Raw genomic sequence first — 24,368 nt, forward strand, 5'->3', positions numbered from 1 at the left:
GAGGTCGTCGACCATGAAAGCAGGACTCCCTTGATCAACCTCCAGCAGGACTCCGAAGGTTTCATCCGCATGAAGAGGCACTTTCCCGCCACTGCCACAGTGACTGTCACGTTCAGCGACGGCTCCCAGGAGGAATTCTCCGGCCGTCGGCTCAACGAGCTCTACGACGACGCCCTGGCGGTGTTCCGCGCCCAGAACCAGCTTGATGCCAAGGGTTTTTCCCGTGGCCCGCAGAAAAAGGTGCAGACCAGCATCGAGTTTGTGCCCGTACGGCCCCGGATGGGGCAGTAACCCGGCCCACCCCGGCCATCCGGCTCACCCGCGGCACCCCGTCTCACCGCGACGGTTTGACCACCATCGCGGAACCGCCACCGCGCCGCAGGGGCTCGGCAACTGCGGTCATGCTTTTGCCGGGTCCAAACTCGATGGCTGTCGCGGCGCCGATCTCTGCAGCCGACGTGAAGGCGTCACCTGCGGGTACCAGTTTGTGTTTGTATGGCGCCAGAGCGTCTCCATAGGCCTTGATGAAGTCCGGCTCGGCCGTGACATTGGCGGTGTTGCGCTGGGACGCACGCGGGGCCGCGAGCGAGTCCAAAATGCTCATACCCAGGTCCACCCTGTTGAGGATGGTCTGCAGCACCGTAGTGATAATGGTCGATCCGCCGGGCGAACCGAGCGCCAGGAACGGCTTCTCGTCCTTAAGGATGATGGTGGGCGACATCGAGGACCGTGGGCGCTTGCCCGGCTCGATCCGGTTCGGGTCCTCCGGATTGGTCGACGTATAAGAGAAGTCGGTGAGCTCGTTGTTGAGCAGGAACCCGCGGCCGGGAACCACGATGCCGGAACCGCCGGTCTGCTCGATGGTGAGGGTGTACTCCACGACGTTCCCCCACTTGTCAGCGACCGTGAGGTTGGTGGTTGAGATGTTTTCGGTGTCCTTCTCGTCTGCGGCTGCCGCAGGTGCAACCGGGCACACGCCGTTGTAGTCTGACACGTCCCCGGCCTGTACCGGCTTGATTGCCGCCGTCGCGGGATCGATTTCGCACGCCCGCTCCTTGCCAAACACCGGGTCAGTGAGGGCTTCGGTGGGGACGTCGATAAATGCCGGGTCCCCGAGGTACTTACCGCGGTCTGCGAAGGCGAGCGCGCTGGCCTCGAGGTAGTGGTGCAACGCAGCTGGTTTTGCCGTGGGCGACAAGTCAAACGGTTCCAGGATGTTCAGCGCTTCGCCCACGGTGGTCCCGCCACTGCTGGAGGGCGCCATGCCGTAGACGTCATAACCGCGGTACTCCACATGTGTGGGTTCCTGGTCCAGTGTCCGGTATGCGGCGAGATCCGCCGTCGTCAGGTAGCCCGGAAGGGCTGGAATGCTGGTGGGCGGGACAGTCACAGGAGGCACCCAGGCGGGGTCTTTCGGCGGGTCCTTGACAGTTGCCGCGATCTCCGTCGCGAGCTGTCCGCCGTAGAAGGCATCCGTTCCCTCCTTCGCGAGGAGCCGGTACGTCTTGGCGAGGTCCTTGCTGTGGAAAATACTGCCGACGGCGGGAGCGTCGCCGCCGGGCAGGAAGAGACTCGCTGTGGCGGGGAAGGCCGAGAACCGGACTTTGTTGTCGAGTGTCTGCTGGCGGAAAGTTTCGTCAACCACGAAGCCGCGGTTGGCCACCTTGATGGCAGGCTCGAGGGCCTCGTCAAGGTCCAGCGTGCCCCAGCGCTCCAGCGCCCGTTCCCACGTCGCCGGTGTTCCGGGGACGCCCACGGAGACGCCGCTCGAGACGAGCTCTGCGAACGGGTATACGACACCGGTGGCCGGATTAACGAACGCAGTGGTCGGCATCGTTGCCGGAGCCGTTTCCCGGCCATCGATGGTTCCCACTTTGCCAGTCTCCGCGTCGTAGAACACGAAGTATCCGCCTCCGCCGACGCCGGCGCTGTACGGCTCGGTCACACCCAGGGTCGCGGCCGCGGCCACGGCGGCATCCGCCGCATTGCCGCCGTCGCGCAGGACCTCGATAGCCGCAGCGGACGCCTCCGGGTCAACGGTGCTCACCGCTCCGCCGTAGCCGGTCGCCATCGCCTCCTTCTTGATTTCCCGGGGATCAGCAAACGCGGGACCGGTCACCGCCCCACCCGTCACGCTCAAGGCCAGAACAGCCGTTACAGCAGCTAATTGACGTCGCACACTAGGCATGATCTCTCCCAAGTCGGGGTGTTGCGCAGGGTGGGTTTGCGCCACGATACTCCGCCCTGTTGGGACTCTCAAGGCTCAACCTTTTTGTGCCGAGGCCATGGCTTCAGGCCGGCGTGCCGGCTTCGGTGGTTGCTGTGTCGGCCGGCGAGCGCCGCCGCCGGCTCGCCAGCAGGAACGGCACGGCGAACAGCTCGATCACACCGCTGATGGCCAGCGACAACGGATAGCCGTATAGGTCCGCGGCCCGGCCCATCAGCGGCTGCACCACAATTCCGCCGCTGGATCCCATGAGGGAATCGAAACTGAGCACCGTTGCCCGCTGCTTTGAGGCGATCATGTCGTTCAGATAGGCCTGCCGCACCGGGGTGCCCGCCGCGGAGACCAGAGCCCAGAGCACCAGCAGCAGCAGGGCCACCCAAAACACGCGTGTGATGCCGAGCGCCACCAGGATCAGCGCGCCCATGCTGCTGCTCACCACCAGCACAGTGGTGCGTCTGCGGACCCGGCGCCGGACAGTTGGTGCCAACCAGCCGCCCAGGATCTGCGCTCCCGCCATAACGGCCGCCGCGAGTCCGGCGACGGAGTAGGCCCGCGGGTCCCCGAAGAGCTCCAGCAGGTACGGTTGCAGCGCGTAGAACACATAGAACCCGATGCCGGCACTGAACGGGGCGGAAAGCATTACGTACCGTACGGGCGGGTTCTTGAGGCCACTCTCAATGGAGGCCGTCAGCACTGCCCGGGTCGCTTTGAGCGGATGCGGGGAGCGTTCCGGAGTGAATCCAACATCACGCATCAGCAAGAAGGCCACACTGAACATCGCCACGAGCACTCCGACGCGCACCAGGAACGGCACGCCCAGGTCAGTAACCTGGGCGATCACGCCGCCGGCCGCCGAACCCACCAGCATCGCGAAGCCCGACACCATCTGTCCCCGTCCGAAGACGGTCTCCAGGTCCCCGTAATAACCCGAAAAATGCAGCGCATCGACGAGCCACGCCTCCACTGCCCCGGAGAAGAACGTGAAGCCCAGGCCCAACAGGACCGACACCACCGCCCAGGCCCAGAACGGCGCGGATATCTGCCAGAGCAGATAGTACAGGTAGGTGGAGACAGCCAGGGTGACGGTGCCGAGCAGGAATGAAACGCGGCGCCCCCAACTGTCCGCGATGACCCCGGTGGGTACTTCGAATAGGACCATGCCGGCTGTGAAGAAGGCGTTGGCCGCGAATGCTTCAAGGTTGCTCAGCCCGGCGTCCAACAGGAAGAGCGTATTGATTCCCCAGATGAAGGAGGCCGCAAGGGTATTGCCCAGCGTCAGGGTGAGGTATATGCGTTGGATCCTCCGCGCGGCAGCGTTCATAGGCTGGCTTTCATGAGCTGCTGGGCACCGGGTCATGCCGGAGGTACCGGCGCCGGAACCGCCCGGTCCCGGCAGTCAGCGCCCGCAGCTCCACGGCGTACTTCAGTAGTTCTTGGTCAGGGACTTCAGCGCTGATTTCGGTCAGTTCACTACCGGACGTGGCCGTGCCGGTTAGCCTGCCGCGGCGTGCCGAGAGGTCACTCATCACGGCCCCCACGTGCGCCTCGGACACTGTGATGCTGACCGCGGAAACCGGCTCGAGCAGCTGGATGCGACCGGCTGCGGCAGCCTCCCGGAGCGCCAGGGCCCCCGCCGCCTGGAAGGCGGCGTCGGAAGAGTCAACGCTGTGGGCCTTGCCGCCCACCAGCGTGACGCGGAGGTCCACTACGGGGAACCCGGCAGCCAGGCCTTTCTGCATCTGCGCGCGCACCCCTTTCTCCACGGAGGAGATGAACGTTCCGGGGATCACCCCGCCCACCGTTTTGTCGACGAATTCGAACCCGCCGCCACGGTCCAGCGGCTCCACGTCGATGTCGCAGACGGCATACTGCCCGTGGCCGCCGGACTGTTTGACGTGCCGGCCGTGTCCCGTTGCCGGGGCGGCGAACGTTTCCCGCAGTGGCGTCGCTACGTCAATGGTGTGCAGCTTCACGCCCTGGTCGCGCAGCCTGTCCAGCACCACCTCGGCATGGGCCTCCCCCATGCACCAGAGGATCAGCTGGTGTGTTTCCGCGTTCCGCTCAACACGCAGCGTGGGATCGCCGGCTGCCACCTTCGCCAGACTCCGGGCCAGCGCGTCCTCGTCACTGCGCGAGTCCGCCTCGACGGCCACCGGCATCAGCGGCTCCGGCATCTCCCAGGTAGCCAGCAGGAGCGGCTGGTCCTTCGCCGAAATGGTGTCCCCCGTTTCGGCGCTTCCGAGTTTCGCCACCGCGCAGATGTCACCGGCCACGCAGTGCGCGACAGGACGCAGGTTGGGGCCCAGCGGAGAATACAGGTGGGTGACGCGCTCGTCGGTGTCATGGTCCTGATGGCCGCGGTCCGCGAGCCCGTGCCCGCCGACGTGCACGGGAGTATCAGCACGCAAAGTACCTGAAAATACACGCGTCAGGCAGACCCTCCCCAGGAACGGATCAATGGTGGTGCGGACCACCTCAGCCGCCAGCGGCCCGTCCGGGTCACAGGCCAGGGCCGCCGCTGGAGCGCCCGCCAGATCAGTCACCTCCGGGAGGCCGCCCTCCGCCGGCGACGGGAAGCCCCGGGTCAGGACTTCCAACAGTTCCGCCGTGCCGAGTCCGGTGACAGCCGAGGCTGGCACCACCGGGAAAAAGGAACCGCGGGCGACGGCGGTTTCCAGGTCCGCGATGAGGACATCGGTATCGATGTCCTCACCACCCAGATAGCGGTCCATCAGGTTCTCGTCCTCGCTCTCGGCGATGATCCCTTCGATGAGCCGGCCCCGGGCGGCTTCCGACGCCGCGCGCTCACCGGCGTCAACGTCCCGGGAACCTGCGGCCGCCTCCCCGGCGGAGTAGTCAGAGACTGTGCCCGTCAGTAGTCCCAGCAGCCCGCTGGTTTCGCCGCCGGACCGGACCGGGACGTACAACGGCAGCACCGCGTCGCCGAACGCCTGCTGGCAGGCGGCCAGGACGCCGTCGTAATCTGCCCGGGGGTGGTCCACGCGGGTGATGACCACAGCCCGCGGCATCCCGAGGCCTTCGCATTCGCCCCAGAGCGCCGTAGTGGTGGCGTCGATGCCGTCAACGGCGGAGACAACAAAGAGGGCGGCGTCCGCAGCCCGGAGCCCCGCCCGAAGTTCGCCGATAAAGTCCGGATATCCCGGAGTATCCAGCAGGTTCACCTTGATCCCGTCGACGAGCAGCGGAACCAGGGACAGCGTGACCGACCGTTGCTGCCGCACTGCCGAAGGGTCGGAATCGCTGACGGTGGTGCCCTCCGCGATGGAGCCTTTGCGTGAAATCATGCCGTGGGCGGCCAGCATTGCTTCGATCAGCAGGGTCTTCCCGGCGCCCGAATGCCCCACGAGCGCCACGTTGCGCACTTGTTCCGGATCTGTTGCCGCGATGCCGTGCGGAGCATCAGCCCGGCGCACCTCCGGCCCTCCCCGCCCCGGTGTCCGTGCTGCGTCCTTTGCGGCTTTCACTGACATGGGAACCTCCTGGCGTCTTTGCCATGCACCGGGCCGAATCGTGTTCTCTGATTCGACACCCTGGCGGGCGCAAGGGCAAGAGCACGCGCCGGGACGAGGTGGCCGCAGCGGAGGATAATGGCAGCCAGAGCCCACGAGTCCGTGCCACTGTGAGGGGGTCCCATGCAGCCGGTTCCGCGCATCACAGTGGAGGTTCCCGTCCTCACGGTTGGTGCGGGCCCGTCCGACTACGAGGCGCTGGCCAGCTATGTCAATGCCCTGCGCAGGCCGCAGGGGCTGCACCTGACGCTGCTGCATATCGGCATCCTGGCGGATTTTGCGCAGGACGTCGCGGACTGGACCAAGGGGATCACCTCGGCCGGTGAAGCCGTCCGGCGCACGACGGGCTGGTTGCGGGGCCTGCCCGTTCTGGACGGGTTTGCGGGCACCTCGGAACAAGTGATCGTGCTGGGTGGCGGCGGCATCTCCGGACTCGAAGTGGACGTGCCCGATCGCGTGCGCGACTACCAGGTGTCCCTGGTGCAGGGCCTGCATGATCTCCTGGACCGGCTCCTCGTGGACAATGTGGACGATTTCATCCTCAGCTCACCGGCGCTGGGCTACCGGTACCCGCACTGGGTGCCCCATGTCGCCGTCGGCCGTCCCCAGTCGCGGGATCACCGGCCGCGGACGATTGCCCCGGTGACCCTCGTCTTTGGCCCGTCGCGGATAAGGAACGGACGGTTCCTCACGGCTGACTGAGCAGCCAACGCGTCAGAGCGCGGCACCGTTCCGGGCCGCACGCTGTGCGAACTGACACTTGCGGCCCCGCGCGAAAAACTTTCCCAAAGTATTTCTCGTCACTGGCTAGAGGGGACCTTAAATGTCAGTGGCTCGCAAGATGATGTGAGTATGAAGGGGACAACCGCAGTGGAGGCGTTCAAGGCCATCAAGGCTTCTGTCGCTGCGCTTGCTCTGGTGATCCCTGGCGCAGATCCTACGGGTCAAGGGGAACCGGATCCGCTGCGGCATCAGTCTGACGGCTGGCTGGACACGCTCGCGGAGGCTACCCGGCTGCAAGCTGCCACGGCTGCCCTGGTAGTCCACGCCGCCGCCGGGTTCGCTGACACTACGCGGGCGGTGGCCTCCCCGAATGCGCAGCCACAGGGCCTCATCGCGCAGGACATGGCCGTGGTCTCCGAGGTCGCGTGCGTCCTGACGGTCAGCGAACGGACGGCCGGTGCGCTTCTGTCCGAGGCCCACGAACTGACAACCACCCTCCCGCTGACGCTGGCCGCCCTGCAGGACGGGAGCATTTCGTGGCAGCACGCCCGGGCCATGGTCGACGAAACCGCGAACTTGGACCCCGCCAGGGAACTCGTGCCGTCCCGGTTCCGGCACAAAGCCCGGACCTGGCGCGAACGCCACCACCCAGACAGCATCGAAAAACGCCACACCAAAAGCGCCCTGGACCGCCGGCTGGAGTTCGCCCCGGACCGGGACGGCATGGCCTGGCTGAGCGCGTACCTCCCGCGGACCAGGCGGCCGGGATCTGGGACCGCACCACCACCGCGGCCCGCGCCCTCCAAGGACCCCATGAGGACCGGAACCTGAGCCAAATCCGCGCCGACGTGGCCGCCAAGTGGCTCCTTGGCGGCACTGCGGAGCACGTGCCGTCACCGTCGGCGCAGGTGCTCGTGACCGTGCCGGTGTTCGCCCTCATGGGCCTCACCGACGAACCCGCAATGCTCGATGGGTACGGCCCCATCCCGGCGTCGATGGCCAGCCATCTGATGGCCGAAAGTTCCTCGTCGTTCCACCGTGTCTTGACTGATCCCCGCGACGGGGCGCCGCTGGAGATCGGACGGACCAGCTACCGCATCCCCGTCAGCATGCGGCAATGGCTCCGTCTGCGGGACGGGAAATGCCCGTTCCCCGGCTGCAGCAACCAGTCTCTGGACAATGAGGCCGACCACCTCCTCGCCCGGGCCGACGGCGGCACCACCGGCATCATTAACCTCGGGCAGCCATGCCCCAAGCACCACAGGCTGAAACACGCCAGCGGCTGGACACCCACTGGGGCGACCACCGACAAGCCACCCGGCTGGATTTCACCGACAGGCCGTCAGTACGCCAGCGAACAACAGGACTGGGAACCACACGATTGGCCACCCGAAATCCTGAACCAACTATGCCACCGGGAAGTTGGTCCTGCCCTGCCTGAAGACTCCCTGCCTGGCGAACCGCTTGAAGGTCTGCGCCCGGTAGATCCCATGCCGGAGTGCGTCTGGCTGCAGTGGCCGCTCGACGATCCTGACCCCGGACGAGCTCTCACCTGACCTGTTCCCACCTGACGAGCTGGAACCATGTCTCGGCGTGTCCATGCCTGAAGATCCCCTTCCGGCTTGGATCCGGCAACAGACACCAGTCGACGAGCCATGACCGGAGTGGGGCGTCCCTCAGCTGGTCTAGTTCCTCCGGGACTCGGCTGCCCGTGCAGACCGGACGACCCAGTCGGCGTATGCTGCATTGACCGTTATTGCTGGTCAAGCGCGACGAGCAGCCGTTTGACCGAACCTCCAAGGTTCCATTCGACGGCGAGACGCTCCAGTTCGGCGCGCGATTCGCCGTTTACGGGGTGCAGCTGTGCTCCCGCTTCCTCGAGGGTGGGAAGCTTGAGGTCGCGCACAATTTTCACTACGGTTGGCGCGACTGCCAGGTAGTCCGCGGCCGCGGCGAGCTTTGACCGCACGGACGCGGATACCCCGCCTCCCGCGTCGGCGGCTGCAGCGAGCAGGTTCTCCAGTGTGCCGTACTCGCCCAGGAGCGACGCGGCGGTCTTCTCGCCGATGCCGGCAACGCCTGGCAGCCCGTCGGAGGCGTCGCCGCGAAGGGTCGCGTAATCGGCATACTGTTCGGGCAGCACGCGGTACTTCCCGACGACGACGGCGTCCGTCACGACTTCGAGGTTCCTCATGCCCCGCGCGGTGTAGATCACCCGGACCTGACGGTCATCGTTGACGGTCTGGAAAAGATCACGGTCGCCGGTGACCACATCCACGGGGAGGTCTGCGTGGCTGGCATAGGTCCCGACGACGTCATCGGCCTCGTGTTCCGCGGCCCCCACGATGGCGATGCCGGCGAGTTCGAGCACGCGGCGGATCATCGGAAGCTGCGCCTCGAGCGCGTCCGGGACGACCTCGACGTCGGGGGCATCTAGCACAAGTTCGGCAACCCGGTGCGACTTGTAGGTCGGGATGAGGTCCACGCGCCACTGCGGACGCCAGTCGTCGTCCCAGCAGGCAATCAGATGCGTGGCCCCGTAATCCGTGGTGAGGCGGGCGATCATGTCCAGGAGGCCGCGAACCGCGTTCACTGGCGTTCTGTCAGCGCGGCGGATCGTGTCCGGCAAGCCATAAAAAGCACGAAAGTACAGGGTCGCAGTATCAAGCAGCATCAGGCGGTGTGGCATACCTGATCCTGACACGGAAGCAGCTGCCGGGCTACGAGCATTTACCAGCGACAGAACGCTCCCATGGGGTTAGGATGCCTCTATCGGTTCAAGCAGCGGACCAAACTTCTGTGTTTGTGAGGTTTCACCTTGGCCGAAGATGCACCCGTAAAGACCGCACCCCGCGTGCCCTTGAAACAGGCTTCTGGCCGGCACGCCCCGCTACGTCATCACGACGACGACCGGAACGGCGCCGCCGCAGCGGCTGACCCGAAAGCTGCTCCCAACGCCTATGGCTTCGACCCGGAGCAGTGGCCCGGCCCGTGAGCCCGGGTGGTGTCCTGCGATGAGCGCGCGAACTCCAGGCTGACGACATGCCCCACCTCAGCGTCAACGGTGTTGATCTCTACTACGAAGAGAGCGGCCAAGGGACACCAATACTGGGCGTGCACGGAACACCGAGTTCGGCAGTGATGTGGGCGGACGCCGCAACCGAACTCGCCCGGCATGGCCGCTGCATCATCTACGACCGCAGGGGTTTCCACCGCAGTGCCCCGCCGCGGCCGTTCGCGACCTTGGACCTGGTGGATCACGTCGACGACGCAGCGGCAGTCCTGGCGGCGCTCAGTGCCGGGCCGGCAGTCGTGATCGGCCGCAGCACAGGCGGCCTGATCGCCGTCGAACTTGCCCGCCGTTTCCCGGACAAAGTCAAAGCCCTGGTCCTCCTGGAACCGGCGTTGTTCACTATCGCTCCGGATGCGGACGCCTGGGCCCGCGGCCTGCGCCGCCATGTGCTCGAGCGCACGAACGGTCAGCCCGGGCTTGCCGCCGAGATTGTAATCCGGGAAGCCCTTGGGGACGCGACATGGGAGTCGTTTCCTCCCGGGCTCAAACAGATGTTTGCCGGCACGAGCCACGCTGTCCTGGCCGAAATCAAAGGCCACGGCCTGGATCTCAGCGACGATGCATTGGAGCTGAACGAGGAGCAACTCGCCGGGATCCGCCGGCCCGCCCTGATCGTCTCCGCCGAGGACTCCCCCGAGGCCTGCCGGTCCGTGAACGCAAGGTTGTCGGGTGCGTTGCCCTATACCCATACGGTTCTGGTCCCGGGCGGGCATCTCATTGATCCCGCCCATCCGGCTGTCCTGGACTTCATCGACCGTAACGCCGGACCGGACCCTTGGGCCTAGAAAGGTTGCCTTGATCCTCGCGGCTGCCCGGGCCATGCCGCCGTCAGGGCAGAATAGACAGCATGACCCTTACGACCTTCGCACTGATCCGCCATGGCCAGACAGACTGGAATGCGCAGCGTCGGCTCCAGGGAGCCACCGACATTCCGCTGAACGACGTCGGCCGCGGCCAGGCGCGCGACGCCGTCGATGTCCTGTCAGACTACGAGTGGGATGCGATCGTGTCCTCGCCCCTTAGCCGTGCCGCGGAAACCGCCAGCGTGATTGCGGACGGGCTGGGGCTGAGCGTTACGCGGCACATTCCGGCGCTCGCCGAACGCAGCTTCGGACCGGCAGAGGGGTTGCAGGCCGGCCCCGAGCTGGAGGCCCTGCGCATACCCGGTGGTTACCGCGGCGCCGAAAGCGAGGAAGACGCGGCCGCGCGCGGGTTGGGTGCACTGGAAGCACTGGCCGAAGAATTCCCCGCCCGCCGCGTCCTTGTGGTCGCCCACGGCACACTCCTTCGGGTGAGCCTTAACCGCGCCATCGGCCGCACACTGCACAGGATCGACAACGCGGTGCTGAACCTGGCCCACTATCATGCCACCGAGGGCTGGCACCTCGAATACTTCAACGGTGAGCGCGTAGTGGCTGCAGCCCAGGGCTGATAAGCCTAGGCGTCCGCCGTCACCTCGAACGTTTGGATGGTCCTGCGCTCCAGCCGCGGAATGATCTGTGCAGCCCCGATCCGCTCGATGTGTTCATATTCGCGGTGGGCGGCAAAACCCGCGGCATCCGTGTAGCGCTCCAGGATCACGATCTGCGCGGGGTCCTCCACGCCTTGGAAGAACTCGTAGGAAATGTTGGCCTCCTCCGTACGCGTGGCTGCGGCCATCTCGCCCAGCAGGCCCAGGACCGTTTCCGTTTCTTCCGGTTTCACCTGGTAGCGGACTACCACCTGGAAGTACGTCTCTGACATATCGGCATTCCTCGCTCTGGAAGTATGGGCTGCTCCACTCTATTGCTTGCCGCACGGACCGATGAGCCGCCACCACAAGGGCGTAAGCCAGAGTTGCCGGCCGGCACTGCGTTGGTCTTGACCGTGACATCGGCGCTGGATAGCGTCGCGACCATGGGCACTATCTTTGGCGGCATGGCGGTCAGCCTCGATGGCTACATCCGTTCAGAGGGCGGGGACCTGTCATGGCTGAACGATGCCATGGCCAAGAATGAGGATTACGGATTCGAGGCAACTGAGCGCAGAACCGGAGCCTATGTCATGGGTGCCAATACCTACCGGGAAATGGCGGCAATGGGCGGCCGGGGCTCCGCGGTTCCCACGTATGTTCTCTCCCACGATGAAACTCTGGCCACGGGAAGGAAGACGCACCTGTACACCGGCGATTTGCGCGATCTTGTCGCCCGGATAAAGTCCGCCATCCCTGAGGAGAAGGACATTTGCGTGTTCGGCGGCGGTCAGCTCATCACTGAATTCATCGAGTTGGGTCTGCTGGACGAACTGGACGAACTGGGCGTCGCCGTCGTGCCGGTCATCCTCGGCGGCGGAGTTCCCTTCTTCGGCAGGATCAGCGAATGGAAAAAGCTTGCGCTCCGGGAGTGCCGCTCCTTTCCGTCCGGCATCGTGCTGCTGGACTATCAACTGACCGGCCCCACCGGCTAACGGGAACCGGCACGGCCGAACCAAGCGGAAACATCCCCATTTCAATGTAACCCCGGGCGGCTAAACTTAGAGCCGAGCGTCCGTGAGAGCATCCGGACATCTGGAGAGAAACGGAGGTGGTTTTGATGACTGCTATAGCCGCGCGCCCAGAGCGCCCCGCACACATCAAACCAATCACCACCGTCTCCAGCATCCGCACGGCGTAAGCGCGCAACACACCAACGGGCAGGCCTAATGGCCGCAGGGCTGCGCTGATTCCGGAGTCTGGAGACCTCTCCCAAGGACTCACATTGAACAATTCCTCAGGCACACGCCTGGACAGCTACTCCCCATCAACCTTCGATTCAGCCCCCGGCCCCGAAGTGCCCACAAGGTACGGCTACTCCCCCGCCATGGCGGCGTATTTTGACGCGCACCAACCCGTACACCGACACCATACCCGCCACCCAGCGAACCAACACAGCGAGCGCGGACGGGTGGTGCGCGTGGACCGCAACCTCGTCCTCACAGCCGTCGGCCGCGAACTTCTCCACCTGCCGTACCCGCTCGACGTCGGCGTTCCGGTCACCGGCGACTGGGTCTGGATCGGGCCCAACCGCGCGGGTGGCCGCCAGATCACGGGGATCCTCCCGCGCCGGTCTGAGCTCAGCCGGAAGCGCGCCTTTGAAGATTCCTCGGAGGCGCAGGTCCTGGCCGCGAACATGGATGTGGTGGGTGTGGTGGTCCCAGTGGACCGGCCGCTCACGCACAACCGCCTGGAACGCACGCTCGTGGCAGCCTGGGATTCCGGCGCGGTTCCGTTGGTGATCATCACCAAATCCGATCTTGCGGACATAGCGGACGACGTCGTCGGGAAGGTCATCCTGCAGGCGGCGGGCGTGGACGTGGTCACCACGTCAGCAGAGAACGGCGACGGGATCGATGCGCTGCTGGCGCACTTGCCGCCGCACGGCACGCTGGTCCTCCTCGGCCCCTCGGGCGCCGGCAAGTCCACGCTCATCAACGCCTTGGCGGGCCGCGAGGTCCAGCACACCGGCGAGGTCCGCTCCGGCGACTTCAAAGGCAAGCACACCACCACGTCGCGCGAACTCGTGCCGTTGCCGAACGGAGCCGTCCTCATGGACACTCCGGGCGTCCGGGCGTCCGGGGATTCGGCCTGTTCGACGCCGATGACGGCATGGTGGAGATGTTCGGGGACGTGGAGGAACTGGCAAGCCGCTGCCGGTTCGCTGACTGCGCCCACCAGCAGGAGCCCGGCTGCGCCGTGCAGGCGGCTTTGGCGGACGGGACACTCGATGAGCGCCGCTGGCTGAGCTACGGCAAACTTCAGCGCGAACTCGCCGCCCTGGCCCGCCGCACCGATGCCGCCGCCCGCCGGGCCTACCAGCGCGAGTGGCACCAGAAGGTGGTGGTGGCAGGGAAATCGCAACGTTCGGCTGAACGTGACAGCTCCGAGCGGCGGGAGGAGCAACGGTCCAAACGTAAGCGGCGCTGATCAGCACGTTCGCACTCGCGACTGCTCCCCCGTCGCGGTGGTGGCCCCCACTTGACGCTCAGGGTTGTTGACCCTGATCACGCACTTCAGGATCCGACGGCGGCGGCGGGCTGGCCGGCGGAAGGGGGCCATCCGGCGGGGCCGGGGGCGCTGTTGTGCTGCAGGTAGCGGGCCGGCCACAGGGCGTGGTTGCCGGCGCCGAAGGTCAGGACGGCGTCGTCGGCCATTTCCTGCTTGAGGATTTCCATCACGATGCCCAGGTCCACGCCGGTCCCCCCGTCGGGCTGGGCGGAGGAGAACCTAAGGGCTGCCTGGTGGTATTCCGGCGGGACACCGTTCTTGGTGAACCAGCCGAAGATGTCTCCGACGCCGGACTGGCGGGTTTCGTACCCCACAGGCCGTCCACGATCCCGCCGTCCACTACGCCGCACATGCCCGGCACTTCACGAAGCTCTGAACCGTACATGACGTGGCAGGTGGACGTACCCATGATGGCCACCAGCTGCCCCGGCTCCACCGCTTTTGCGGCCGGGGCGGTGACGTGCGCGTCCACGTTGCCCACGGCGACGGCGATGCCCTCCGGCAGGCCGGTCCATTCGGCGGCTTCTGCGGTCAGGTAGCCTGCGGCGTCGCCGAGCCGGCCAATGGTGTGCTCGAGTTTGGTGCTGACGAAGTCCTTGAACCGCGGGTTCAGGACGGCGAGGAAGTCCTCGGAGGGATAGCGGCCGTCCTGGTAGATGCCTTTGTAGCCGGCAGTGCAGGCGTTCCGCCCGTACCGGCCGCAGAGCTGCCAGACGATCCAGTCGGCGGCCTCCACCCAGTGGTCCATCGCCGCGTACACTTCCGGGTCCTCCTCCAGCAGCTGCAGGCCCTTGGCGAACTCCCACTCGGAGGAAATGAGTCCGCCGTACCGGGGCAGCCAGGCTTCGCCACGGTCCGCGGCCAGCTCGTTGATCCGGTCCGCCTGCGGCTGAGCAGCGTGGTGGCGCCACAGCTTCACATAGGCGTGCGGGCGGTTGGCAAAGCCGAAAAGTTCGTTGACCGGCGTGCCGTCAGCCTTGACCGGCACCATGGTGCAGGCCGTGAAGTCCGTGGCAATTCCGACGACGGCTGCCGGGTTGATCCCGGCATCTGTGATCGCCGCGGGGACGGCGTAGCGGGGGACGTCGCGGTAGTCATCGGGCACCTGAAGCGCCCATTCCCCGGGAAGCCGGGCGGCGCCGTCGCCCGCAGCGCCCGCTACATCCGCCGGCAGGACATCCGTGACCACCGCGTGCAGATAGTCGAAGACACCGCTGCCCAGTTCCTTGCCGATGCCGAAAGCGGCGCCGTCAGCACTGCCGGGAGTGCGCTCCGGCACAGCCTGTGCAACGAACATGCCCATTGACGCCGCGAGGGATATCTGCAATATTTCTTCGTATACGATTTCGTACTCGATGAGGAGCAGCACTTGGATCAGGTCACCGACCACACCCTGGCCGCGGCCCGCAAGGTCATCGCGGTGCACATCAACTACCCCAGCCGCGCAGCCCAGCGTGGCCGCACGCCGGAGCAGCCATCCTACTTCCTGAAGCCGTCGTCCTCCCTGGCGTTCGGCTCGGCCGAAGCCCCTTCCGTCGTGGAGCGGCCGGCCGGCTGCGAACTCCTCGGCTTTGAGGGCGAAATCGCCCTGATCATCGGCAAGCCCGCCCGCCGCGTCGGGATCGAGGATGCTTGGAGCCACGTCGAATGGGTGACCGCCGGCAACGACCTCGGCGTCTACGATCTCCGCTACGCGGACAAGGGCTCCAACCTCCGGTCCAAGGGCGGCGACGGCTTCACCCCGATCGGCCCCGGTTTGATCCGCGCAGACGCCGTGGACCCCGCCAAACTGCGCATCCGCACCTGGCACAACAGCGACCTCGTCCAGGACGACACCACCGCGGATCTGCTTTTCCCGTTCGCCCGCCTGATTGCAGACCTGTCCCAGCTGCTCACCCTCGAGGCGGGCGACATCATCCTGACCGGCACCCCGGCCGGCGCCTCCGTGGCCAAGCCCGGCGACGTCGTCGAGGTGGAAGTCAGCACCGTTGAAGTCAGCACAGTTGAAGTCAGCACCGTTGAAGCGAGCGGATCCGCCAGTCTGTCCACGGGGCGTCTGGTCACCCGGGTGGTGGAAGGTGCGACGGCGTTCGCTGACTTTGGTGCGCAGCCCAAGGCTGATGACGTGCAGCGGGAGGAGGCGTACGGTTCGCGGGCAGCGGCGGGTTTGGCGCCCCTGGAGGGTGGCCCGGTCGCGGGCGCCGCCGTCGGGCAGGTCCTGACTGCGGAGCTGAAAGCGAAGCTGGAAAGCGTCTGCACCGCCACGCTCTCCTCCCAGCTGCGCAAGCGCGGACTGAACAACGTCAGCATCGACGGCCTGACCTCCACCCGCCCGGAAAAGCGGATCGTCGGCCTGGCCCGGACGCTGCGGTATGTGCCCAACCGTGAGGACCTGTTCAAGTCCCATGGCGGCGGGTTCAACGCGCAGAAGAAGGCCATCGACTCCGTCAACGAGGGTGAAATCCTGGTCATGGAAGCCCGCGGGGAGAAGGGCACCGGCACCATCGGCGACATCCTGGCCCTGCGCGCCCAGGTCCGGGGTGCTGCGGCGATCATCACCGACGGCGGCGTCCGGGACTTCTCCGCGGTGGCCGCGATGGATATGCCTACTTACTACTCCAATCCGCACCCCGCCGTGCTGGGGCGCCGGCACATCCCGTGGGACACGGACATCACCATCGCGTGCGGCGGCACCACCGTGCAGCCAGGGGACATCATCGTGGCGGACTCGGACGGCATCCTGGTGATCCCGCCGGCACTCGCGGAAGACCTCGCGGAAGACTCCATCGTCCAGGAGCGTGAGGAAACGTTCATCGCGGAAATGGTGGCGCAAGGCCACAGCGTGGACGGCCTCTACCCGCTGAACGCCCAGTGGCGCGCCAAGTACGAGGAATGGGAAGCCGGCACAGCACATGACTGACACGGCCACCGCCGCAAGTCGCCAGGCCGGAATCGGGCCAGCGGCCAGCAAGTCCGAACAGGCCTACGCGGCAGTCAAGGCCAGGATCGTGGACGGGACCTACTCCCCCGGCTACCGGCTGGTCCTGGCCGCCATCGCCAAGGATCTGGGCGTCAGCGTGGTACCGGTCCGGGAAGCGATCCGCCGCCTCGAGGCCGAAGGGCTGGTGACGTTCGAGCGGAACGTCGGCGCAACAGTCTCCGGGATTGACCCCACCGAGTACCTCTACACGATGCAGACCCTGAGCATCGTCGAAGGCGCGGCCACGGCATTGTCCGCGCCGCTGATCGACTCCGTGGCGATCGCCCGCGCCCGGGCCGTGAACGAGGACATGCGGGAATGCCTCCAGCACTTCGACCCCGTCCGCTTCACCCAGCTGAACCAGGACTTCCACAGCATCCTCTTTGAACACTGCCCCAACCCACACATCCTGGACCTGGTCCACCGGGGCTGGAACCGGCTCGCCTCGCTGCGGTCTTCGACGTTCCGGTTCGTTCCCGGCCGTGCCCACGAATCGGTGGACGAGCACGAAGCGCTGCTGCGCCTCATCGAGGCCAGCGCCGGCGCGGAAGAGATTGAGAAGTCCGCCCGCCAGCACCGCTCCGCCACCCTGGATGCCTACCTCGCCCAGGCCAAGAACATCTGACCCGATACCGGCCCCACCCGCAGTAAGGAACCAGCAATGACGTTCACCGCCGAACAGACCACGAAGCATTACGTGCCGCAGGACCTCCCCACCCACATCCAGCACTACATCAACGGTCAGTTCGTTGACTCCGTGGGCGGCAAGACCTTTGATGTCCTGGATCCTGTCTCCAACCAGAATTACGCCACCGCTGCGGCTGGCCAGACGGAAGACATTGATCTCGCCGTCGCCGCCGCCCGCGAGGCCTTCATCAGCGGCCCGTGGCCAAGGATGAAGCCACGCGAACGTGCCCGCATCCTCAACAGGATTGCCGAAGCCGTCGAGGCCCAGGAAGACCGGCTCGCCGAACTGGAAACCTTCGATACCGGCCTGCCCATCACCCAGGCCAAGGGCCAGGCACTTCGCGCGGCCGAGAACTTCCGGTTCTTCGCGGACCTGATCGTGGCCCAGTTCGACGACGCCATGAAGGTCCCCGGTTCGCAGATCAACTACGTGAACCGCAAGCCGATCGGCGTCGCCGGCCTCATCACCCCGTGGAATACCCCCTTCATGCTGGAGTCATGGAAGCTCGCCCCGGCCCTGGCCACCGGCAATACTGTGGTCCTGAAGCCAGCCGAGTTCACGCCCCTGTCCGCGTCACTGTGGGCGCAGATCTTCAAGGATGCTGGCCTGCCGGACGGTGTCTTCAACCTGGTCAACGGCCTCGGTGAGGAAGCCGGCGACGCCCTGGTCAAGCACCCGGATGTCCCGCTGATCTCGTTCACGGGCGAGACCACCACGGGCCAGACCATCTTCCGCAACGCCGCCACCAACCTCAAGGGCCTGTCCATGGAACTCGGCGGGAAGTCGCCGTGCGTGGTGTTCGCCGACGCCGACCTCGACGCCGCGATCGATTCCGCCCTGTTCGGGGTCTTCTCCCTCAACGGCGAACGCTGCACCGCCGGCTCCCGGATCCTCGTTGAACGCGCCATCTACGACGAGTTCTGCGAAAAGTACGCCGCCCGGGCGAAAAAGATCGTGGTCGGGGACCCGCACGATCCCAAGACCGAAGTGGGTGCCCTGGTCCACCCGGAGCACTACGCGAAGGTGGCCGCCTACGTGGAGATCGGCAAGTCCGAGGGTCGGCTGCTGGCCGGCGGCGGCCGCCCGGAGCACCTCCCGGAGGGCAACTACATCGCACCCACCGTGTTCGCCGACGTCGCCCCTGACGCCCGGATCTTCCAGGAGGAGATCTTCGGTCCCGTCGTCGCCATCACCCCGTTCGAAAACGACGACGAAGCCCTCGCCTTGGCGAACAACACCCGCTACGGGCTCGCTGCCTACATCTGGACGCAGAACCTGGCCCGCGCCCACAACTTCTCCCAGAACGTCGAGGCCGGCATGGTCTGGCTAAACAGCCACAACGTCCGCGACCTCCGCACCCCGTTCGGCGGAGTGAAAGCCTCCGGCCTGGGCCACGAAGGCGGCTACCGCTCCATCGACTTCTACACCGACCAGCAGGCCGTGCACATCACCCTCGGCACGGTTCATACTCCGAAATTCGGCGCCTAGGCGACACTGCTGCTCAAGCGGCCGGCCGCCGTCGTCCATCAACAACAGACCCCTTTCAAAGAAGAGAGAACCCGATGACAGACTTCGTCCCTACCCCCTCCGTCCCGGCTCCGGACATCGTCCGCTGCGCCTACATGGAGATCGTGGTCACCGACATCCCCAGGTCCCGCGCGTTCTACGTGGACGTCCTGGGACTGCACGTGACCGAGGAAGATGAAAACACCATCTACCTGCGGTCCCTGGAGGAGTTCATCCACCACAACCTGGTGCTCCGCAAGGGACCCGTCGCCGCCGTCGCCGCCTTTGCCTATCGGGTGAAGTCCCCCGCTGAAGTGGACGCCGCAGAGGCCTATTACAGGGAACTGGGCTGCCGCACCGAACGCCGCAAGGAGGGCTTCACCAAGGGCGTAGGTGATTCCGTCCGCGTGGAGGACCCGCTGGGCTTCCCTTACGAGTTCTTCTACGATGTGGAGCACGTGGAGCGCCTTACCCAGCGCTACGACCTCTACTCCGCCGGCGAACTGGTCCGCCTGGACCATTTCAACCAGGTCACCCCCGACGTGCCCCGCGGCCGCAAGTACCTGGAGGACCTCGGCTTCCGCGTCTCGGAGGACATCCAGGACTCCGACGGCGTCACCTACGCCGTCTGGATGCACCGCAAGCAGACCGTGCACGACACCGCCCTGACCGGAGGCAACGGCCCGCGCATGCACCACATCGCATTCGCCACACACGAAAAGCACAACATCATCCAGATCTGCGACAAGATGGGCGCCCTACGCATCAGCGACCGGATCGAACGCGGCCCCGGCCGGCACGGCGTCTCCAACGCGTTCTACCTCTACATCCTCGACCCCGACGGCCACCGGATCGAGATCTACACCCAGGACTACTACACCGGCGACCCCGACAACCCCGTCGTCACCTGGGACGTCCACGACAACCAGCGCCGCGACTGGTGGGGCAACCCCGTGGTCCCGTCCTGGTACACCGAGGCCTCCCTGGTCCTGGACCTCGACGGTAAGCCGCAGCCCGTCGTCGTGCGTGAGGAAAAGAGCGAAATGGCGGTCACCGTGGGCGCCGACGGCTTCTCCTACACCCGCAAAGACGGGGCTCCCGATGGGGACCGGACGGGCTTCAAGCTCGGGGCGCAGCTGTAGCCATGCTGGACGCGAAGACGATTGAGGCCATCGCCGACGAACTCCTGGCGGCCGCCCGGACCCGCACCCCGGTCCCCCGTCTCACGGCCCGCTACCCGGAGATGACGGTGGAGGACTCCTATGCCGTGCAGCAGCTGTGGCGGCGCCGCAACGAGGACGCCGGCCGCACGCTGGTGGGCCGCAAGATCGGCCTCACCTCCAAGGCCATGCAGGCCGCCACCGGCATCACCGAGCCGGACTACGGCGCCATCTTCGATGACATGGTGCTCGGAACCGGCTGCTCGGTGGAGTGGGACCAGTACACCCATCCGCGGGTGGAGGTTGAGCTGGCGTTTGTGCTGAAGAAGGACCTGGCCGGACCCGGCTGCACCATCTTCGACGTCCTGGACGCCACGGACTACGTGGTGCCGGCCCTGGAAATCCTGGACTCCCGGATCGAGATGGAGGGCCGGACCATCGTGGACACCATCGCAGACAATGCCGCGATGGGCGCCATGGTGATCGGCGGCAACCCGGTGAAGCCCGACGCCGTGGACCTCCGCTGGGTCTCGGCAATCCTCTACAGGAACCAGACCGTGGAGGAAACCGGTGTGGCCGCCGGCGTCCTGGACCACCCAGCCAACGGCGTGCATTGGCTCGCCAACAAGATCGCCGCCCACGGCGACGGGATGAAGGCCGGGGACATCATCCTCGCTGGCTCCTTCACCCGCCCGCTGTGGGTGTACAAAGGGGACACCGTCCACGCCGACTACGGACCATTGGGGGCCATCACATGCCGCTTCGAGTAGAACCCGGAAATCCTGACTACGCGAACACGTTCCGCGACGCCCTCGCCGCGGCTGACCGCCCCCTGGCCGGAATGTGGGTCTGCTCCGGCAGCCCGCTGATCGCCGAACTCTGCGCCGGATCCGGCCTGGACTGGATCCTCATCGACGCCGAACACAGCCCCAACGGTCTCGAATCCATCCTGGCCCAACTCCAGGCGGTCAACGGCTACCCGGTCCAGGTCCTGGTCCGGCCGCCGGTCAACGACACCGTGCTGACTAAGCAGTACCTGGACCTGGGAGTGCAGAACCTACTGGTTCCCATGGTGAACTCGGTGCTGGAAGCGGAAGCTGCGGTGGCGGCCACCCGCTACCCGCCGCACGGCGTCCGCGGCGTGGGGTCCGCCCTGGCCCGCGCCTCCCGCTGGAACCGTGTCCCGGACTATCTGGCCCGGGCGTCGGACACCGTCAGCGTGACTGTGCAGATCGAATCGACGGCGGCCGTTGAGGCCGTGGACGACATCCTGAAGGTGGACGGCGTGGACGCCATCTTCCTGGGCCCCTCAGACCTTGCCGCCTCCATGGGCGTGCTGGGACAGCAGGAACACCCCAAGGTACGCGCCGCCGTCGAACACTGCCTCGCCGCCGCAAAAGCAGCCGGGAAACCCGCCGGCGTGAACGCCTTCGACGAAACCACAGCCCGCGCCTACATGGACGCCGGAGCATCATTCGTGCTCGTCGGCGCCGACGTCGCCGTACTGGCCCGCGGCTCCGAGGCACTCGCCGCCGCATATGTCCCATCTCCGGGGGTTGAGCCCGCCCAAACCCCCGCCAGCTACTGAACATAACCGGCACTCCTGCGGCGCGGCCTGCGTTCGCCGCCATCAGGAGTGCCGCCCGTTGCGGGACTCAGCTTGCGTCGGACTGCAGGTTCTGCGCAACTACCGCGAGGGTGCGGGCGAGTTCGTCGGTCGGGCTGAATTCCACCAGCTCCGTCCCGGGATCAAGCTCATCGGTGTGGCCGGGGGCCGTGTAGTAAGCCTCGCCGGCCTCCACGATCTCGTCTCCTGCGGGCGTGTGCATGATAAGCCGGCCCCGTACGACGTATCCCCAATGGTGGCTTTGGCACAGGTCATCCGGCAAGCCCTGATAGAACGGGGTGAAGTCGCCTCCGTCTTCGAACTTTTCGAAAGCGATTGTATAGCCGTCGGCCTCCCGGTATCGGCCCTCATAGCCGGTCATGCGCTCCACGCGAGCGGTCTCGTCATCTTTCGATAGCTTTGCCATCGTCCTGTTCCTTCCTTGTCCGTCGCGCGGGTCACGCCCGCGCCGTGGTTTCCGCCGCAGCGATGAGCCGCCGCAGACCTGCCCTGCTTGCCCGCGCCCACTCACGCGCGGCAAGTGACCGCAGGACGGGAATGCCAAACATTGCCAACAGTCCGGGCAGCGCGGTCGCGCGGACCAGCCGGCAGGTGTAGGTGACGTCGCTCTGGTTTCCGTCCGGCCGAATTTCGTAGCGGTGCACCAGGAGCCAGTCCGCCGGTGTCCCGTTCTTCTTGGACTCCAGTGCGGACTCCGTGACCCGCTCGAACCTTGAGGGTCGAACGGCTTCTGTGATCACTGAGGAGTCCCGCATCCGGCATATGGCGTCCTCGGCCGTGGAGGTGAACTCAGTCCCAGCCGCGGCCTGCCCTGGCGGGGCTTCCATGGACAACAGAGTTGTCGCCTCAGCGCCACCCCAGCCGGGATGGCCGGGCAAGTCAGCGAGGACGTCGAAAACCGCACGCGCCGGGGCGGTGCTGTGTTCGCGGACCGTCACGTTAACCTCGCGCCTCAGGACGTTGGCTGCTGTTCGTTGCTGCCTCATTCCGCACCTCCTGGCATGTCTTGCGGACACTCCAAGCATGCGTTGCGGTCGATAGGAAAGGATGGGGGGAATCCCCCATTGTGGTCCTATCCCATGAGGGAGCTGCGCAGGGCCAATGCCGCGGCTTCGCCACGGCTGCGCAGCTGCAGCTTGGCCAGGATGCTGCTCACATGGTGCTCGGCCGTCTTGGCGCTGATGAAAAGGCGGTCCGCGATTTCGGCGTTCGTCATGGCCTCGGCAAGCAGCGCCAGTACTTCGCGTTCCCGCCGCGACAGCAGGCCGAGTGCCTTTGGCCCCGTGCGGGCGGGGCCGCCCAGGGCGCGGAGGAGCGCAGCGGCTTTGTCGGCCAGGCCGCTGGCGCCCGCTTCGTCGAACGCCGCCAAGGCCACACCGGCCTCGTGCACGGCCACCTCACGATCCGAATCACGCAAGGCTTCAGCCAGTGCGAGTCGCGCCTTGGCGGCCTCCAGCGGCATGTTCAGCTCGCCGAAAATCGTGATCGCTGCGTCGAGCCGCGCCTGCGCGGATGCGGCATTGCCGACGGCGGCCGCGACGCGACCACCCGTAAGATGCGACGATGCAATTGCCCGAGGCCAGCGTGTGGCGGCGGCGACGTCGTCCAGGCGCCCTGCCGTTGCCAGGGCCTGGCCCGGGACGCCTTGTTCCAGCTCGACCTCGGCAAGCAGTGCGAGCAGCGGAACGATGAGCAGCCCCTCTCCGACCTGATGGATCCGCCGGTGCAGCAGCGCCGCGGCCACAGCTGTGTCACCAGCCGCCAGGCGGACCGCAGCCGACGCCCGCAGCGCATCGGGGCGGTCTTCGAAGCCCGAGAGCAGCCGGCTGGCTTCCTCCACGCGGCCCTGCAGCAGCCGCAGTTCCGCCAGCTTTGCTGCCGGGTGCACGCATCGGGCACGGTGACCCCCCTGTTCCAGCTCGCGGAGTGTCTTGCTCAGCCAGCCCTCGGCACCAGCGATGTCGCCCGAGGCGAGGAAGATCTCCGCGCAGCATGTGCCACAAAATTCCAGTAGTGCCGGGTGCCCGGTACTTTCCATAAAGCGAAGCAGGATCTTGTTCCACTGGCCCAGGCGCGAGGTGTCGCAGGCCTCTTCGCTTGCTCGTGTAACCATGCAGCAGATGTCCCCGAAAACTACCTTGTCGCGAAGTTCGCCGGCAGTTACCACCACCATTGCCTCATCGACCAGCGTCATTCCCTCCGGTACGTCGCCAGCGGCGATGGTCCCCAGGCCCAGGAGCGCCAGGGCCGTCGCCTCAAGATCCGGATCACCGCCGCTGCGCGCAACTGTCAGCGCGGTCCGGGCGTCGTCTCGAGCCGTTACCGGATCAGCGCGCAGCAGCCCGCGCGTCACGGCCAGCCAGCCGCCATCAACCCCGTCGGGGAGGCCGGATGCGAGGCCCTCTGCCCGGGCAAGCCAACCACGGCTGACCGGATCGTTCCCCAACGCCTCCGCATATTCACGCGCCAACCATAGTGCAGAGCGGAACGCCCTTGCATCCTGCCCGAGCCGGCGAAAGCCTGCGTAGGCCGCTGTACGCTCCGCAATCGCCTGGTCCACGTCCCGAAGCCACCACCTGGCGGTGGCAAGGCCATCGTGGGCCGCTGGGTGGTCCTGGATCGCCAGCACGAAGTCAAACGCGTCCGCCGCCGCTGCCCAGTCGGTAGAAGCTAAGAGTCGGTCACCTTCGGCAAGGCATTCGGACACCGCGGCATCGGCCATGTATCCATTCTGCTCTCCTCGTTGCCACCCTCACAGCCCGCGTGGCAGATTCCGAGGGGCCGGTGTAAACCACCCCACACGCCGGCCACCTACGCTGACGCGCGGTTCGCA

At 66.3% G+C, this 24,368-nt stretch carries 21 protein-coding genes and 3 pseudogenes; 14 read left to right on the plus strand and 10 right to left on the minus strand.

Annotated features, from left to right (window positions below; genetic code table 11):
- Nucleotides 1-30 precede the first annotated feature (30 nt).
- A complete protein-coding gene (locus NG696_RS02900; RefSeq protein WP_252568724.1) occupies nt 31-291 on the plus strand; it encodes a hypothetical protein in 261 nt (86 codons plus the stop codon).
- Nucleotides 292-334: 43 nt separating this feature from the next.
- Here NG696_RS02900 and NG696_RS02905 read toward each other — a convergent pair whose 3' ends face one another.
- The 3 genes from NG696_RS02905 to NG696_RS02915 form a co-directional block, all read right to left on the minus strand.
- Complete coding sequence (locus tag NG696_RS02905; RefSeq protein WP_252568725.1) at nt 335-2,188, minus strand: gamma-glutamyltransferase family protein; 1,854 nt, start codon at nt 2,186-2,188, stop codon at nt 335-337.
- Between the two features lie 103 nt (nt 2,189-2,291).
- Complete coding sequence (locus NG696_RS02910; RefSeq protein WP_252568726.1) at nt 2,292-3,548, minus strand: MFS transporter; 1,257 nt, start codon at nt 3,546-3,548, stop codon at nt 2,292-2,294.
- Between the two features lie 10 nt (nt 3,549-3,558).
- A complete protein-coding gene (locus NG696_RS02915; protein ID WP_252573941.1) occupies nt 3,559-5,718 on the minus strand; it encodes an elongation factor G-like protein EF-G2 in 2,160 nt (719 codons plus the stop codon).
- A gap of 162 nt (nt 5,719-5,880) precedes the next feature.
- Here NG696_RS02915 and NG696_RS02920 point away from each other — a divergent pair, with 162 nt between their 5' ends.
- Nucleotides 5,881-6,459: a hypothetical protein gene (locus NG696_RS02920; protein ID WP_252568728.1), complete on the plus strand. Its 579-nt coding sequence runs from the start codon at nt 5,881-5,883 to the stop codon at nt 6,457-6,459.
- A 150-nt stretch (nt 6,460-6,609) separates the two neighbouring features.
- Nucleotides 6,610-8,036: pseudogene (locus NG696_RS02925) on the plus strand (HNH endonuclease signature motif containing protein).
- Between the two features lie 197 nt (nt 8,037-8,233).
- Here the strand turns inward: NG696_RS02925 and NG696_RS02930 are convergent.
- A complete protein-coding gene (locus NG696_RS02930) occupies nt 8,234-9,169 on the minus strand; it encodes a 5'-3' exonuclease (RefSeq protein ID WP_252573944.1) in 936 nt (311 codons plus the stop codon).
- 129 nt (nt 9,170-9,298) lie between these two features.
- Between NG696_RS02930 and NG696_RS02935 the strand changes: the two genes are divergently transcribed.
- The 3 genes from NG696_RS02935 to NG696_RS02945 all read left to right on the plus strand — a co-directional run bounded on the left by NG696_RS02935 (nt 9,299) and on the right by NG696_RS02945 (nt 10,985).
- Entirely contained in the window at nt 9,299-9,475 is a 177-nt protein-coding gene (locus tag NG696_RS02935) for a hypothetical protein (protein WP_252573945.1), read from the plus strand.
- A gap of 47 nt (nt 9,476-9,522) precedes the next feature.
- Nucleotides 9,523-10,338, plus strand: a complete 816-nt coding sequence (locus NG696_RS02940) for an alpha/beta fold hydrolase (protein ID WP_252573948.1) — start codon at nt 9,523-9,525, stop codon at nt 10,336-10,338.
- Nucleotides 10,339-10,400: 62 nt separating this feature from the next.
- The gene (locus NG696_RS02945; RefSeq protein ID WP_104061379.1) at nt 10,401-10,985 is read left to right on the plus strand and encodes a histidine phosphatase family protein; all 585 of its coding nucleotides are present in this window, start codon (nt 10,401-10,403) and stop codon (nt 10,983-10,985) included.
- A 5-nt stretch (nt 10,986-10,990) separates the two neighbouring features.
- Here NG696_RS02945 and NG696_RS02950 read toward each other — a convergent pair whose 3' ends face one another.
- A complete protein-coding gene (locus tag NG696_RS02950) occupies nt 10,991-11,296 on the minus strand; it encodes a putative quinol monooxygenase (RefSeq protein ID WP_252568731.1) in 306 nt (101 codons plus the stop codon).
- A gap of 123 nt (nt 11,297-11,419) precedes the next feature.
- Between NG696_RS02950 and NG696_RS02955 the strand changes: the two genes are divergently transcribed.
- Together NG696_RS02955 and rsgA are read left to right on the plus strand one after the other, a co-directional pair.
- On the plus strand, nt 11,420-11,998 hold the full coding sequence (locus tag NG696_RS02955) for a dihydrofolate reductase family protein (protein ID WP_252573951.1): 579 nt from the start codon (nt 11,420-11,422) through the stop codon (nt 11,996-11,998).
- 290 nt (nt 11,999-12,288) lie between these two features.
- A pseudogene (gene rsgA, locus NG696_RS02960) lies at nt 12,289-13,493 on the plus strand (ribosome small subunit-dependent GTPase A).
- Nucleotides 13,494-13,579: 86 nt separating this feature from the next.
- Here rsgA and NG696_RS02965 read toward each other — a convergent pair.
- Both NG696_RS02965 and NG696_RS02970 read right to left on the minus strand, forming a co-directional pair.
- Nucleotides 13,580-13,759, minus strand: a complete 180-nt coding sequence (locus tag NG696_RS02965) for a hypothetical protein (RefSeq protein WP_252573992.1) — start codon at nt 13,757-13,759, stop codon at nt 13,580-13,582.
- Nucleotides 13,760-13,798: 39 nt separating this feature from the next.
- Nucleotides 13,799-14,871: pseudogene (locus NG696_RS02970) on the minus strand (ribulokinase); the annotation flags it as partial.
- Between the two features lie 72 nt (nt 14,872-14,943).
- Between NG696_RS02970 and NG696_RS02975 the strand changes: the two are divergent.
- From NG696_RS02975 to NG696_RS03000, 6 genes are all read left to right on the plus strand, one after another.
- Nucleotides 14,944-16,494, plus strand: a complete 1,551-nt coding sequence (locus NG696_RS02975; protein WP_252573953.1) for a fumarylacetoacetate hydrolase family protein — start codon at nt 14,944-14,946, stop codon at nt 16,492-16,494.
- On the plus strand, nt 16,487-17,179 hold the full coding sequence (locus NG696_RS02980; protein WP_252568735.1) for a GntR family transcriptional regulator: 693 nt from the start codon (nt 16,487-16,489) through the stop codon (nt 17,177-17,179). The genes NG696_RS02975 and NG696_RS02980 overlap by 8 nt, the downstream gene beginning before the upstream one ends.
- Before the next feature lie 36 nt (nt 17,180-17,215).
- A complete protein-coding gene (gene hpaE / locus NG696_RS02985) occupies nt 17,216-18,730 on the plus strand; it encodes a 5-carboxymethyl-2-hydroxymuconate semialdehyde dehydrogenase (protein WP_252573956.1) in 1,515 nt (504 codons plus the stop codon).
- 74 nt (nt 18,731-18,804) lie between these two features.
- Complete coding sequence (hpaD, locus tag NG696_RS02990; protein WP_252573958.1) at nt 18,805-19,890, plus strand: 3,4-dihydroxyphenylacetate 2,3-dioxygenase; 1,086 nt, start codon at nt 18,805-18,807, stop codon at nt 19,888-19,890.
- A gap of 2 nt (nt 19,891-19,892) precedes the next feature.
- Entirely contained in the window at nt 19,893-20,678 is a 786-nt protein-coding gene (gene hpaH / locus NG696_RS02995; RefSeq protein ID WP_252568738.1) for a 2-oxo-hept-4-ene-1,7-dioate hydratase, read from the plus strand.
- Entirely contained in the window at nt 20,663-21,496 is an 834-nt protein-coding gene (locus NG696_RS03000; protein WP_252568739.1) for an HpcH/HpaI aldolase family protein, read from the plus strand. Before hpaH ends, NG696_RS03000 begins: the two co-directional genes overlap by 16 nt.
- A 67-nt stretch (nt 21,497-21,563) precedes the next feature.
- Here the strand turns inward: NG696_RS03000 and NG696_RS03005 are convergent, their stop codons facing one another.
- From NG696_RS03005 to NG696_RS03015, 3 genes are all read right to left on the minus strand, one after another.
- Nucleotides 21,564-21,941, minus strand: coding sequence for a cupin domain-containing protein (locus tag NG696_RS03005; protein ID WP_252568740.1), 378 nt, complete (start codon nt 21,939-21,941; stop codon nt 21,564-21,566).
- 31 nt (nt 21,942-21,972) lie between these two features.
- On the minus strand, nt 21,973-22,521 hold the full coding sequence (locus NG696_RS03010) for an SRPBCC family protein (protein ID WP_252568741.1): 549 nt from the start codon (nt 22,519-22,521) through the stop codon (nt 21,973-21,975).
- 86 nt (nt 22,522-22,607) lie between these two features.
- On the minus strand, nt 22,608-24,257 hold the full coding sequence (locus tag NG696_RS03015; protein ID WP_252568742.1) for a response regulator transcription factor: 1,650 nt from the start codon (nt 24,255-24,257) through the stop codon (nt 22,608-22,610).
- Nucleotides 24,258-24,368 lie beyond the last annotated feature (111 nt).

It is taken from the genome of Pseudarthrobacter cellobiosi (assembly GCF_023913755.1).
GTDB classification, from domain to species: domain Bacteria; phylum Actinomycetota; class Actinomycetes; order Actinomycetales; family Micrococcaceae; genus Arthrobacter; species Arthrobacter cellobiosi.

Coding starts and splice junctions, on each gene's coding strand:
- hpaE (WP_252573956.1), top strand. CDS start 17,216: ATGACGTTCACCGCCGAACAGACCACGAAGCATTACGTGCCGCAGGAC.
- NG696_RS02980 (WP_252568735.1), top strand. CDS start 16,487: ATGACTGACACGGCCACCGCCGCAAGTCGCCAGGCCGGAATCGGGCCA.
- NG696_RS02930 (WP_252573944.1), bottom strand. CDS start 9,169: ATGCCACACCGCCTGATGCTGCTTGATACTGCGACCCTGTACTTTCGT.
- hpaD (WP_252573958.1), top strand. CDS start 18,805: ATGACAGACTTCGTCCCTACCCCCTCCGTCCCGGCTCCGGACATCGTC.
- NG696_RS02905 (WP_252568725.1), bottom strand. CDS start 2,188: ATGCCTAGTGTGCGACGTCAATTAGCTGCTGTAACGGCTGTTCTGGCC.
- NG696_RS02950 (WP_252568731.1), bottom strand. CDS start 11,296: ATGTCAGAGACGTACTTCCAGGTGGTAGTCCGCTACCAGGTGAAACCG.
- NG696_RS02945 (WP_104061379.1), top strand. CDS start 10,401: ATGACCCTTACGACCTTCGCACTGATCCGCCATGGCCAGACAGACTGG.
- hpaH (WP_252568738.1), top strand. CDS start 19,893: ATGCTGGACGCGAAGACGATTGAGGCCATCGCCGACGAACTCCTGGCG.
- NG696_RS02920 (WP_252568728.1), top strand. CDS start 5,881: ATGCAGCCGGTTCCGCGCATCACAGTGGAGGTTCCCGTCCTCACGGTT.
- NG696_RS03010 (WP_252568741.1), bottom strand. CDS start 22,521: ATGAGGCAGCAACGAACAGCAGCCAACGTCCTGAGGCGCGAGGTTAAC.
- NG696_RS03015 (WP_252568742.1), bottom strand. CDS start 24,257: ATGGCCGATGCCGCGGTGTCCGAATGCCTTGCCGAAGGTGACCGACTC.
- NG696_RS03005 (WP_252568740.1), bottom strand. CDS start 21,941: ATGGCAAAGCTATCGAAAGATGACGAGACCGCTCGCGTGGAGCGCATG.
- NG696_RS02940 (WP_252573948.1), top strand. CDS start 9,523: ATGCCCCACCTCAGCGTCAACGGTGTTGATCTCTACTACGAAGAGAGC.
- NG696_RS02915 (WP_252573941.1), bottom strand. CDS start 5,718: ATGTCAGTGAAAGCCGCAAAGGACGCAGCACGGACACCGGGGCGGGGA.
- NG696_RS02910 (WP_252568726.1), bottom strand. CDS start 3,548: ATGAACGCTGCCGCGCGGAGGATCCAACGCATATACCTCACCCTGACG.
- NG696_RS03000 (WP_252568739.1), top strand. CDS start 20,663: ATGCCGCTTCGAGTAGAACCCGGAAATCCTGACTACGCGAACACGTTC.